We start from the raw sequence: 12,975 nt of genomic DNA, 5'->3' as shown, positions 1-12,975 counted from the left end.
TCGGAATCGTTTCCGATGAAATGAGGTCAGATTTTAACGTGAGCAAAGAACATAAAGTGACAATCAAGGATGTGGCCGAGCGGGCTGGCGTAGGCATCGCCACCGTCTCCCGCGCCATCAACAACTCGAAGGGCATCAGCAGCAAAACGAGGGAACGAATCATGCTCGCGATTGAAGAACTCGGTTTTATTCCCAATACGTCCGCGCAAAGCCTGAAAATTCGCCAAACCAACCAAATCGCGCTCGTTGTGCCCGATATACGCAATGCCATTATTCCGGAAATTTCGTGGTCGGTCGAGCAGACCGCCAAACAGCATGGTTACCATGTGGTACAGATTAACACCGCCGGCAATGCACGCACGGAGCTGGAAACGATCCGTCATATTAAAAAACTGCATGTCGACGGGCTGATCATGATGCCCCTGGCCTACCCCAAAACATTGCCGTCCCTGATCAACAAAGCGCCATTACCCATATCCCTGATCAATTACGGCAAAAAACTGGAACAGGGCATTCATGCGGATATCGTCTCCCTTTCCCAACCTGAAGGCAAACTGATCATGGACCATCTGATCAAAATCGGCCGGACCCGCATCGCTTATGCCGGCGCTCCCAAAGACATTATCGAGGAACGTTATCGGGCGTACGAGCAAGCATTGGGGAATGTCGACATCTCGCTGGTTTACTTCGGGGAGGATTTTTCATTGCAGACCGGCGCAAATGCGGCGGACTATTTTTACGGCCTGACCCGTATGCCGGACGCCGTCTATGCCATCAATGACATGGTGGCCATCGGCCTGGTCAACCGTTTCAAGGAATTGGGCATTCGCGTTCCGGAGGATGTGGCCGTCGTTGGCGTGGATAACAACCAATGGACCACGGTCAGCTCGCCGAAGATCAGTTCCGTGTCGATCATGGGCGAAGAAGTGGCCAGGCTGGCAACGGAATTGCTCCTTAAACGCATTCGGGACATGAGCTCCAGCGACTACGAACGGATTCAGTTCGAGCCCAGGCTTATCGTACGCGAGTCAAGCGTCAGCATGACACGTTCGACGCTGAGGGAATAGGGGATGAAGGCATGAAGCGTTCATGCTGCCCTTCCCGGCAAAACGCCGGTCATCACGCAAACAAGGTGCTCCCGACGCGGGTCAACCCGTCGAAGAACACCTTGTTTGTCGTTCTCTCTACTTTGAAATGCTATGCCTTACGGCGTTCTCTTGGCCCCCTGCCAACTCGTTTGAAAAGCAGCAATTGCCTTCGTACCTATGTAATGATTGAAAACTTGAGCTCTACCCGGTCTGTGTCTGTGATCGTCGTGCAATCGGCATTGCTCCAACGTTCTGCTGTGATCTAAAAGAAATACCAAACCAGTTTGAACAAAGCTGCCGTAACGAGTATGGCCACCAGTACCTGAACGATGGCACGAACCTTGGCATACAAAGCATCCTGTTTGGATTGGTCGGTCATTCTCAAGGTTGCCTCAATCACGACAAGCGCCAGCACGCCCAGCGTGACCAGCCCAAAAGTGACCATGCCCGTATTGCCCAACGTCGTGGAAAGCACGCCTACCAAGTAAAATGCAATCAACATGATTCGGTTAAGTACCAGCCGCATGTTCCCCCTCCTTATCTGCATTCAACGTTATTCGGGAAAGATACACGTCTTTGCCTTTCATACGTTTGAATATACATAAAGTTTCATAAAGTTACAGATTAAGGGTAAGAGCGTCAGCGGCGTTCACCCCGTTCCAGTTCTCGGCTTATGCACATTTCCATTTTGGAACGAAGATCGCTATAACGGTCAATCATGAAATGATTTATGCCCAAATCGAATCCAATCCGGCCCATAATGGAATCATCTTCATGCGGCGTGCTCCATGCAAACAACTGCTGGTACAGATCTTCCATCGATTCCTGTAGCTTTTGTGCATGCCGAAGCGGATGATCCGGAGCTTCCATTGTGAATTGCAACAAATCATGAAGCACCTGATATCGGTGCACTGCCGAAAATTGGGCAGAATCGCTCCTGTTTGCACAGGGTGCAGACGCCGGATGATCTGAGGCCGTGTTCGTTTCGTTTAGCCGCAGCTCGGCGATCAATTCACGAACACTCAATCCTGTCAATGGCATCGCCATATATGCCCACCAATGACTGCCTGTTCCGTTCTGGCACAAATCCCAGCCAGGCTCCAACAACAGACGTTTAAGCACCTCTTTCTGGGAGGGGCCGTACAGGGCAATTCCCAGAACCAATCCTGCATTGCAGTCGGTCGATGCACGATTCCCCCACTCGACAAGTCGGGGAACCATATTCGCCGCAGGAGCCCACTTCACGCACAATGCAGGCAAAAATTCCGAGAAAATCGCCTGCCCGACCACTTGTTCCACCGCCTCTTCCAGCCGGTGGTGTTGCTCTTCGCAAGGCAAATGCAGCAAAGCAAGGCACGCATCTTTCGACAGGTACCAATCCCCTTCAAGTACGCAATCTACCAGGTAATTCGTATCCAGGGGATATTCCATATAACCAAGAACATGCAGAAGCTCCGACGGCATCTCCGGTTTCAATCTTCCGTGTTCGAACGCGAATCGGTACAATTGTTCCGCCAAATCCCGGTCACCACATCGCATCACTGGTCCAAGCAGCGCGGTATAACGATAATCCTCGGGCCGCTCCATAAAAACTCGCAGCAATGCGGCAGCGTCCGACCGATCCCCGTAACTTGAAATCACTTTGCAATGGGCGTCAATGATCGCCGCATCCGGGGCTGTGTTTGATTTCAATCGCTCAAGCAGCTTGCTCGTCGTTTGGATCATCGCTCCCCACCTTCCAGCACGGACAGCGCCATATCGATGCTCTGCCGAATAAACGTCTGATCCGGTCCGGATTTCATCATGACCGTCAGACCAATCATCGAAACGACGAGCGATTGAGCCACGGCATGTGCATCCAGCGTCCCGGATAGTTCCCCCATTTCCTGCCCCCTCGCGATCGCTTCTTTAAAAATGGCGGCAAGATACATCTGATGCTCACGCGTAAGCACGGCAAACCTCGGATTATGCGGAGCCAGTTCAACCATCGTATTAATGCAAAAACAACCTCTATTTATCCCCGTTTCTTCCTCAGCAGTCCCGATGCTTTCGAACAAGGTGCGGAACGAAGCTCGAACGGAGGACTCCTGCTGCAGCTTGGCTTTGATTCGGGATGCATGCAGGGCGTTATATCTGCGCAGCGTGCTTTCGAACAGTTCTTTTTTGTCCCCGAAAGCCGCATAGAGGCTGGGACGCTGAATGCCCATGCTGCTGGTCAAATCGCTCAGCGATGCAGCTTCGAATCCTTTTTCCCAAAACACATGCATGGCCGCATCCAACGCTTTTTCGGTATCAAACTCGCGTGTTCTAACCATTGACAACCCACCTTTTATTACCGTTCAGTATAATTCATATTTTAAAAATTTTGACGTTCACCGTCAAGTCTTTACCATCCATTTTTGATGATTAGAACTGGTTACCTAGATTTTTATTGACATTATATCCGATCATGCCTTATCGTTTTATTCAGCTTTATTATGTATCGATCGGTACATTATGAGGTGAATCCTTACTATTTTCACATCCTGAAGGGAGCTTGATCATGAGCAATTCGGTGCGACAAGTTCGTATTTCCAGGGAAACCCCTGCTGCTTTGCCCGGATACGTCGTTCTTTTGTTAGCCCTCTGCAGCGGCCTTTCCGTCGCAAACATTTATTATGCCCAGCCGCTGTTGGACTCCATTGCCAGCGACTTTCATGTCTCGGCTTCCGCGATCGGTATCGTTGTTACCGTAACCCAGGTTTGTTATGCTGCAGGTCTGCTGCTGCTGGTACCGCTCGGCGACTTGGTTGACAAACGCACACTGATTGCCGTTCAAATGGGCATATCGGCTCTGGCCCTGGTGTGGGTTTCGGCTTCTACGTCCATAACCGCCATGCTCATCGGCATCGCCGCGGTCGGCACGCTTGCCGTCGCTGCACAAACGATGGTTGCTGCCGCAGCGACGCTTAGCCCGGAAGCCAAACGCGGACGCACGGTAGGTTTGGTGACCAGCGGCATCGTCATCGGCATATTGCTGGCACGCACCGTTGCCGGGACGTTGAACGACTGGCTGGGCTGGCGGTCGGTTTACCTTTTTTCCGCAGGTTTCACGATTGTATGCGGCATCGCTTTGTTTGTCTTGCTCCCAAAACACAAGCTCCCCAAGTCAAAGCTGAGTTATGTACAGACGGTTCGTTCCGTATTCCGGCTGTATCGCGAACTGCCGGTGCTGCGCGTGCGTTCTCTGCTCGCCATGCTTATTTTTGCGTGTTTCAGCATTCTGTGGACTTCGATGGTTTTGCCTTTGAGCACGGCACCGCTGTCTTTATCCTATACGGCCATCGGCGCCTTCGGCCTCGCCGGTGCTGCCGGAGCTTTCGCCGCGGCTCAGGCCGGCAAACTGGCGGACGCCGGATACGGCCAGCGCGTCACGCTGATCGCGGTGCTCATTCTTCTGGCCTCTTGGCTGCCAATAGGTCTGCTGTATCACTCCATTGGCTACCTCATTGTCGGCGTCGTGCTCCTGGACCTCGCCGTACAAGCCATTCACGTGACGAACCAGAGCCTGATCTACAAGGAGCGCCCCGAAGCCCAAAGCCGCCTCACTGCCGCATACATGGTGTTTTATTCCATCGGCAGCGCCACAGGCTCCATCGCCTCTACGCAAATGTACGCATGGGCAGGATGGAGCGGGGTTAGTTGGCTTGGCGCTTCCGTAAGCGGCCTAGCCTTGTTCGTATGGGGTTATGAGCGCATACGCCAACGAAAATAGTAACACGGCTCTGCATTCTCCATCATGCGATGTCATACCTGCTTCTCAAGTTTGTTCCACACCACGATAAACCGTGTTGCGAGCGGGCCGCACAGCCGCGAGATCAGAAACCGGTTCAGACCGCTTCGGTTTTTGCCTTGTGCGAGCCCTGCATTAATCAAAGCTACGTACCCCAACCGACGAAATATTCATTTTCCATAGGTTAGCCTCCGTTTCAATCATTTGACGTAATATACCATTCACTTTCCAAAACGTTTTTCAGCCGGGCATTTCGGCTTTTCAGAAAGGCATGCATGTATTTCCGAAGGACCAATCGCTCGGCGATCATACCCAGAACGCCTAAAGGCGCCTCAAATATTAGCGTATCCCTCATGCAGGTGGCCTGATTATCCCGTTGTTCAAACGAGTGCACATGGCGCATGCTCTTAAAGGCTCCTTTCTCCATTTGGTCCACGAATAGAAAAGGCCGGTCAAATTCTACAATGCGCGAAGTCAGCCGCTGCCGGATGCCGAAGTGGGTTGCTTCAAACGTGACGCTCTCCCCTGCGCCGATCAGGCCTGTGGTCACTCCTGCGACTGCTCGTTCCCGCGTATGTTTCCAGACCGTTCGGGTATGCAAGTCAATGTTTCTGGCCGCGTCAAAACAACGCTCCATCGGAGCATGGATCATCGTTTCTGTCTGGACTTCAATCATCGGAACAACTCCCTCCACCGGTTCCATTTCCTGGTTTCTCCTAGTATAGTGCTTGCCCTGAAGCAAACACAATGAACCCCAGGCACGCAAGCCAAAAACGGGACTCCTGATTTGGTGCAGGAGTCCCGTTTCATATGAAGCAAGTAGCCAGTGCCGAGAAGCGTTCCTTTGCTAGATCTTCAATTCCTTAATGTCGATATTACGCTCCTTGGACAAGTCGCGATATTGGCCGGATTCGACCTTGACAAGCGGTTTGAAAATATCTGAGCTGTTATTCATGATAATAACACCTTTCTCCGCATTGCTCAGTACCACCTGTTTGCCGATGAAATTAGGCATTAAGTGCTGCATCAAGGCTTGAACGGCCTTCCCGTTCAGTTTGCCGAAACCCATCGCATAGATATCACGCAAATTGTTGATCAGGTTTGGATTGCTGCTGCCGTGTTTGCCGGATCTCATGCCGATATACACATCGGCCACGGATACGATTTGAGTGTATGGATGGATGTCCTTGTGGTCAAGCATCTGCGGATAACCCGAGCCATCCTCACGTTCATGATGCTGAAGGGCTACCAGCGCAGTTGTTTCGTCGGTCATGGAGCTTTTGATAATATCGTGCCCGTAGATCGTATGACGCTGGTATTCAAGCTGCTCTTCAAGCGTAAAAGGTTCCAGCTTGTTGCGAATCCGGTGGGATACCTTGCATTTGCCGATATCGTGCAAATACCCGCCGCGACTGATGACATAGCTCTCTGCCTGCGAATAGCCAAGCCAGGTCGCAATATAGAACGACAACAGTCCAACCTGAATCGAGTGCGTATAGTTGTTGACGTCATCCCGCTCCAGCATCATCAGCAGATGAACGACATCCTTCTGCTCGTCCAATCCGTCGACCATGGGTTGAAGCGCATCGTCCACCATCGTGGCGTTGAATTTGCCTACGGTGAGTGCTTCCAAAAAAGCATTTTGATAGTTATGTACGGTTTGAATAAATTGGGGCTTCATTTCCTCTTCCGGCGGTTCTTCCTTGCTGATTCCAGGGACATCCACAGCTGCTGTATCGCCATTTGCAACAGGTTCTCCTTGCTCGCGGTCCACAATGTCGACGTACTCCACCCGATGCTGCATCAGCAGGGTGATGTCATCGCTTTTGAGAACCGTCCCCTTGCCCAGAACGTGCAGTCCTGCATCGCTAAATGTATCTGCAGAGAGACGATCGCCATCCTGCAAACTCAAAATATGTATTCTCAAATCCGCTTCCCCCTGAACGATCATTATAGTACAGTCCCCAATGCAACAGGGCCTCGAAACATCTATATTACTTAATATCGAATATTCAGCGAGGTTTCTCCATAGTTCTAATGACCTTAATCACGGTGGGAAATATGAACGAGTAAGACTTTATTCTCATTTCGAATTTGAAATAAATCCCGGGTCTACACAGGTCATTGGGACCATAGGAAAAAGCCCAAACCTAAATGTCTGGGCTTTTTCGCGGAATCAAATGTTGACCGAAGCCAGGCTTCCACCCTTGGCGAAAAGTCGTTCAATGCTTTTCTCCACGGCGGGATCCGGAATCAGCGGCGGAGCTTGATGCGGTTTGACGCGTGCATCGATAATGACCTGATCACAGCCCCAATGTTTGTGGCTATATCTGCTGTTCACACCATATATGTCATGGGAAGGATTGCTTCTAGTAAATGTAGCCCATAAAAAATTGCTCAGATTCGCACTCATGAAGGTGCTGTCATCGCACAGGATGATCATGGGACAGCCGTCTTCCGCTCCCCGTTCCTGGAGTGCATCGGTCAATTGCCGCATTTGCTGCTCCGCGTCTGCGTAATCGACGAATGCGTCCGTTTGCATGCAGACCACTCCCGGCATGATGAGTCGCGGGTTCTCGTATCCGCGAATCTCTTTCAGCGATTCGGGAACCTCTCTGCATAATTCGCGCCGCTTGTCCCCATATGCCGCAAACACGACTTTGCTGCCGCTGTTCAGTCCCGTCCCGGAATAATCGAGCGTATCGATCGTAGTATTCGTCTGAAAATGGATGTCGCGCTGCAAATCCATGCGTTCCAAAATATAGGACAAGAACTCGATCTCGCGATGCGTATCGAGCGGCTGCTCGTCCTCGGCCGTAATGAAAAGATACTTCGCCAAACTAAGCTGCCCTGTACCCAGAATGCGGTTGGCGATGGTCAACAGCTCCGTAGGCTGCTTCACTTTCTGATACGGCGTATAACGCTCGCTTCCGATGGCAAAGAGCAAAGGGTGAACCCCTGCGGCATCCACCGCATGGACTTCTTTGACGCCGGGAACTTCCTGTTTGACGGCATCGCCCGTTATTTCGTGAATCAATTCTCCGAAAGACGTATCCTCCTGCGGCGGACGGCCAACCACCGTGAATGGCCAAATTGCGCCTGGTCTGGCATATACTTTGTGCACCCGCATGAGCGGAAATGGATGCGTCAAGCTGTAATAGCCGAGGTGGTCACCGAACGGGCCTTCCGGTTTCGTCTCACCTGGGTGGATCTCCCCGGTAATCACAAAGTCCGCATCGTTGCTGATGCAATACCCGTCCTTGTAACTGTAGCGGAAACGTCGGCCGGCAAGCAGGCCGGCAAAGGTCATTTCGCTGAGCCCTTCCGGAAGCGGCATCACGGCCGACAGCGTATGCGCAGGCGGACCGCCGATAAAAATGCTGACCTTCAGCGGCTCTCCCTTTTTCACGGCCTTCGCCTGATGAATGCCGATGCCGCGATGGATCTGGTAATGCAGTCCGATTTCCTTGTTCATCTCATACTCGTTCCCGCTCAGCTGCACCCGGTACATGCCAAGATTCGAGTTCATGATGCCCGGCTTGTCCGGATCCTCCGAATACACCTGAGGGAGCGTGACAAACGCCCCGCCGTCCATGGGCCAGTGTTTGATCAGCGGAAGATCGGAAATCTGGATCTCTTGTGCGGCCACCGGCAAACTGATCGACTTCTCTTTGGGCAGCGCCTGCCAAGCTGCGAGGGCTGTGCGAACGTGTTGAAACGGCGACTTGAGCGCCTTCATCGGATCGTTCCTTACGCCAATCACACGCTGTACGTCGTCCAGCGTGCTGCGGAACATGAATTTGCTGCGTTCGATCGTGCCGAACAAATTCGATACGGCCGGGAACTTGGAACCTTTCACATTTTCGAACAGCAGCGCCGGCCCTTTCGCCTCGTAAACCTTCAGGTGGATGGCAGCCATCTCCAGATGGGGATCAACCTCTTCCTTGACCCGGACAAGATGCCCGTGCCGCTCCAAATCGATAATGCAATCTTCCATGCTGCGATATTTCATCGGATAACTCCATTCTTGATAAAATAGTGTTCATTGGTTGCCTTGAAAAACATGTTCAACGATTCACATAGAGGTGCATCACTTGCGTTATCGATGCGGTCATTCGCCAGACGAACCTTGTCCTGCGAAATTGAATATTTTATCAATATAAACCGCAATAATCAATCACACCAGGCCACTGCGAGTACAGTACCATCTTCCGATCGCTATTACCCCCGGATTTTTTTGAATCCCTTTTTCAATGGGGAAAATCCGGTGATAAATGCGAACGCTTCGCTTCTCCAGATTGGTTCTGTCTCTCCGTTAACGTGTGGATGTTTTTGCGGTTTATATATCATTGCATTCTGACGATTCTTTCAACATCACATCACATCTATATTATCAGATGATCCTCTGCTTCGACAAACGGGATATATCCTGCATAAAAAATCATGATGTGGCGCATTCAAACCTCGCGCTGAAACGCTTATGACTTGAAACACCAAAAAACTCCGAGCCTTTAAGGCCCGGAGCATACTCTGCGACAATAGGAAATTGCACCATAACGATGATTCTATCATATTCCTTCGACGATCCGCGCTGCCCGTTTTCTCGCTTCATGCAGCACGATCTCTTCGTCCAACGTCAGCAGCTCGCGGTGTCTCATCAACACGCGTCCGTTCACGATCGTTGTGTCCACGTCGGCTCCATTCACGCTGTAAGCGAGCAGCGATTCGACGTTGTGCATCGGCTGAAGGTGCGGCTTTCGCAGGTCGATCAGGATCAGGTCCGCTTTGCGGCCAACGTCCAGCACGCCGACGTCTTCATGCAGGTTGAGCAGATAGGCGCTGCCGCTCGTCGCCATCCGCAGCACCTCCCGTGCCGGCAGCTTCGTAGGGTCGCCATGGTCCAGCTTTTGCAGCCACGTCGCAGCCTTGATCCCTTCGAACATGTCCACCGTCGTTGCGCTTCCGGCACCGTCCGTGCCCAGCCCCACGGCAACCCCTTGGGCCACCATGTCCGTGATCGGAGCGATGCCGCATCCGAGTTTCAAATTGCTGACCGGGTTATGGGCGACGCCGCCGCGCATGCCCTTTAACCTGGCGATGTCGCGGCGGTTCAAGTGCACCCCGTGGGCGAGCAGCACATGCGTTTTTTCAAACAAACCTGTGTTCTCCAGATACTCGGCAGGCGTCATGCCATACTTTTCGCGAATCTTGACCGTTTCTTCCCGGGTTTCGGCCAAATGGATATGGATCGGCACCTGTTCGCTCTCCGCCATTTCAATCACTTCGCGCAGCGGCCCGGGCGGGCAAGTGTACGGGGAATGCGGGCCATACATTGTCGTAATGCGGCCTTCTGCCTGGCCGGACCAGCGCTGTACGAGGTCCACCGCCTCCCGCAGCCGGGCTCCCCCATCGTCTTCCATAAATACCATGCCCCGCGTAAGGGAAGCACGCATGCCTGTCTCGGCAACCGCCTCCGCAATTTCGTCCATATGAATGTACATGTCTGCAAAAGCCGTCGTCCCCGACCGGATCATCTCGGCCAAGGACAGCTTGGCGCCCCAGTAAATGTCTTCCGGCGTCATCCGGGCTTCCGCGGGCAGCATCTTGCGATCCAGCCAGTCCATCAGCTTCAAATCGTCGCAGAACGCCCGCAGCAGACTCATCGGCGTATGCTGATGCGCGTTGATCAATCCCGGCATGGCGAGCATTCCGTTCCCTTCCAGGATGTCGTCTCCCGGCTCGGCGGAGACTTGTGAACCCATCGCGACAATCCGTTCTCCCTCCATACGGATATCTCCCAAATAGGCACTTTCCTCATCCTTCATGCTCAGAATGTTGACCTGCCTGATCAATATCCCCATCGTTTCACGGCTCCTTTAGTTTAGAATGTCGATGCTCTAAACCGAGGATAAACCTTGACGCAGCGGAAAGGTCAAGGGCGCTTTTTCATTTTGATTAAATGAAACCGTTGAATGAAGGGTCTGGGGTCTACATGCACCATGTAGGGATACACTCCCGTGCTTGTGTGCAAATAAAAGAAACCGCCTTCCTTTCCCATTCGCCGGAAAGACATATCGAACACGTTGACGAGGTCGAATTCCCGGTATTTCGTCACGATTCGATCAGCATATAACACCATGGAACGATGGCTCAGGAGCACCTCCTGCGAGATGCCCGTCACCTCGCGCTGCACTTTGTAATACGGCAATACCGCAATGGGTTCCACGTTCTCCCCCCGTCCCCTGTCTTCTTTGTCCCATCATAACAGATCGGGAACGGCGGCAAAAACATGTTTGCGCTTAAATTACCTTAGTCGTGACTTCTAGAGGTTCGGCAAGCTCCTTCTGAATGTCATCCAGCGTAAAACATTGCTCCAGATGATAGACGCCATGCGGCGCTCTCTCCCTGTACATGCGTTCGGCCACGGCCGCTGCCACGGCTGCGGTCGCATCCGCTTCCCGGCGTCCGACCAGAAGCTGCTCCACCTGAACGTCTTTCCCGTGCAGCTTGCCTTTGGCATCGACTTTGACGGCGTACATCTCTTCACCGCCGGGCAGCAGGTCAAACGCTTTGACCGTGCCGTTACGGATCGACGGTACGCTTAGCAAACGGATCATGCCAATATTGCGCGCCAAAGATATCAATCCGGTCATGAAGCGGGAATCCAGGCACAGCCGGGTAGATACCGTCGGAATTCCGAGCGTGCGGGCAACCGTGTGCTGGTCGGAAAAATTAAAGCGATAGGCTTTGCGCTTCCCGAGCTTTGGCCCGAAATCAATGGATTTGCCGTCCATAAAACTGCGAACAAGCACGAGTTTGTCGTTCTCCATAACCTGGTACGAGGCATTCAACTGATCTACGGTCCATTCCACGGCTGCTTTGCCGTGTTTCTCCCCCAGACCAAGCATGACCGTGATATCCACCTCAAGCACTTCGTCGATATGGGCTCCGGCTGCGCGCACCAGCAAATTGGTCACCCCCGGCGACAACCCGACGCTGAGCATCGCGGTCGCTTTGCCTTTCTGCAATCTTTGGTGCAAAGGCTCCACCAAAGCCAGAAAATCTCCTTTTGCCGATATGTCCATATAATCCGTCCCGGCCTGCGCGCAGGCTTCCACGAATCGTGTATCCATCTGGTCGACGCACATGACCACCAGCTTGACGTTTTTTAATTTGGCGGGATCGACTCCCTTTCTTACGTCCAACAGCAAAGGCTGAACTGCTCCGCCCGTGGAGCGGCTGAATTCTATGGCTTTTTCCAGCCGCGTGCCTGCCGCCCATACTTTGCCTGGAAACGAACGGGCGAGCACAGTGCAAACCATGCTGCCGACTTGGCCATAACCGCCGATGACCCAAATTTGATCTTTTTCGGCCTGATAATCATGCACGGATGGCATAGTACCCCTCCACCCAGAACGCTCCAAAATAGCGTGTACTATTTTTGTATCCGCAGTCCCTAAGCAAGCGAACCAGCTCTTCGCCCGAGACGGGATCGGATTCATGACCTAATGAAGCAGCAAAACGCTCCCAATCCGAGGCGGGAACACCTGCTTCAAGCATGTGCCTTTTCCAGGCATTCATGACGGCCGGGTAGGCTGGCGAGGCCAGATCTGCATTCACGGAGGAAACGATCAAGGGTGCACCTGGCTTAAGCCGATTCGCCACCTCGTTCAAAAATCGTCGCTTCGCTTCCAGGCCCTGGATGAAATGCAGCATCAACATGCTTGTTGCCCCATCATACCGATCGCCCGCTTGCAGTTCCTCCAGCGTCACATCGTGCAATTGAACCCGGGATTCCAAGCCTGCTTCGTGAACCCGCTGCTGCGCAAGGCGAATCATCGGAGCCGAGGGATCCACGCCGACAAACGTCCAGCCTGGATGCCGTTTCCCGAGCAGCGTGATTTCTTTCCCTCCTCCCGCTCCGGTTACCAGCAGTCTGGCAGCGGTTTGGTTTTCCAGCGTTGCGGCAAGCAGCCGCTCCATCAGCTGATGCATCCGGTCGTACCCCGGTATTTTATGCGCGATCGATTGCTCGTAGCGACGTCCGTCAACGGTATCCCAACTCATCGGGGCAGATTGTTCTTTCATGGGTGTCACCCTCCTTCGGTTGTAAGT

General features: G+C 52.8%; 13 protein-coding genes. 2 read left to right on the top strand and 11 right to left on the bottom strand.

All coding sequences use genetic code 11. The features are described from left to right. Positions 1-38 precede the first annotated feature (38 nt). Positions 39-1,067: a LacI family DNA-binding transcriptional regulator gene (locus SNR34_RS12605; RefSeq protein ID WP_236419537.1), complete on the top strand. Its 1,029-nt coding sequence runs from the start codon at positions 39-41 to the stop codon at positions 1,065-1,067. Positions 1,068-1,350: 283 nt separating this feature from the next. Here the strand turns inward: SNR34_RS12605 and SNR34_RS12600 are convergent, their stop codons facing one another. The 3 genes from SNR34_RS12600 to SNR34_RS12590 all read right to left on the bottom strand — a co-directional run bounded on the left by SNR34_RS12600 (position 1,351) and on the right by SNR34_RS12590 (position 3,403). Then, positions 1,351-1,614 (bottom strand): hypothetical protein, encoded by a 264-nt coding sequence (locus tag SNR34_RS12600; protein ID WP_236419535.1) that lies wholly within the window; start codon positions 1,612-1,614, stop codon positions 1,351-1,353. A gap of 113 nt (positions 1,615-1,727) precedes the next feature. Then, complete coding sequence (locus SNR34_RS12595; RefSeq protein ID WP_486182025.1) at positions 1,728-2,813, bottom strand: hypothetical protein; 1,086 nt, start codon at positions 2,811-2,813, stop codon at positions 1,728-1,730. Then, entirely contained in the window at positions 2,810-3,403 is a 594-nt protein-coding gene (locus SNR34_RS12590; RefSeq protein WP_236419530.1) for a TetR/AcrR family transcriptional regulator, read from the bottom strand. The genes SNR34_RS12595 and SNR34_RS12590 overlap by 4 nt, the downstream gene beginning before the upstream one ends. A gap of 227 nt (positions 3,404-3,630) precedes the next feature. Here SNR34_RS12590 and SNR34_RS12585 point away from each other — a divergent pair, with 227 nt between their 5' ends. Then, positions 3,631-4,842, top strand: a complete 1,212-nt coding sequence (locus SNR34_RS12585) for an MFS transporter (RefSeq protein WP_486182024.1) — start codon at positions 3,631-3,633, stop codon at positions 4,840-4,842. Positions 4,843-4,874: 32 nt separating this feature from the next. Here the strand turns inward: SNR34_RS12585 and SNR34_RS12580 are convergent, their stop codons facing one another. The 8 genes from SNR34_RS12580 to SNR34_RS12545 all read right to left on the bottom strand — a co-directional run bounded on the left by SNR34_RS12580 (position 4,875) and on the right by SNR34_RS12545 (position 12,948). After that, entirely contained in the window at positions 4,875-5,003 is a 129-nt protein-coding gene (locus tag SNR34_RS12580) for a hypothetical protein (protein ID WP_486182539.1), read from the bottom strand. A gap of 53 nt (positions 5,004-5,056) precedes the next feature. After that, positions 5,057-5,563 (bottom strand): SRPBCC family protein, encoded by a 507-nt coding sequence (locus SNR34_RS12575; protein ID WP_445259755.1) that lies wholly within the window; start codon positions 5,561-5,563, stop codon positions 5,057-5,059. A gap of 144 nt (positions 5,564-5,707) precedes the next feature. Further along, entirely contained in the window at positions 5,708-6,787 is a 1,080-nt protein-coding gene (locus tag SNR34_RS12570) for an HD-GYP domain-containing protein (protein ID WP_236419524.1), read from the bottom strand. 249 nt (positions 6,788-7,036) lie between these two features. Next, entirely contained in the window at positions 7,037-8,872 is a 1,836-nt protein-coding gene (locus SNR34_RS12565) for a UbiD family decarboxylase (RefSeq protein ID WP_486182023.1), read from the bottom strand. A gap of 556 nt (positions 8,873-9,428) precedes the next feature. Then, a complete protein-coding gene (locus tag SNR34_RS12560) occupies positions 9,429-10,721 on the bottom strand; it encodes an amidohydrolase (RefSeq protein ID WP_486182022.1) in 1,293 nt (430 codons plus the stop codon). A 71-nt stretch (positions 10,722-10,792) separates the two neighbouring features. Beyond that, positions 10,793-11,086, bottom strand: a complete 294-nt coding sequence (locus tag SNR34_RS12555) for a hypothetical protein (RefSeq protein WP_236419518.1) — start codon at positions 11,084-11,086, stop codon at positions 10,793-10,795. A 73-nt stretch (positions 11,087-11,159) separates the two neighbouring features. Next, on the bottom strand, positions 11,160-12,257 hold the full coding sequence (locus SNR34_RS12550) for a saccharopine dehydrogenase family protein (protein ID WP_486182021.1): 1,098 nt from the start codon (positions 12,255-12,257) through the stop codon (positions 11,160-11,162). Then, complete coding sequence (locus tag SNR34_RS12545; RefSeq protein WP_236419514.1) at positions 12,241-12,948, bottom strand: class I SAM-dependent methyltransferase; 708 nt, start codon at positions 12,946-12,948, stop codon at positions 12,241-12,243. Before SNR34_RS12545 ends, SNR34_RS12550 begins: the two co-directional genes overlap by 17 nt. Positions 12,949-12,975 lie beyond the last annotated feature (27 nt).

The organism is Paenibacillus sp. XP01 (assembly GCF_057364885.1).
The sequence above is the reverse complement of the archived record's forward strand: the minus strand, read 5'-3'. Positions and strand labels throughout refer to the sequence as shown.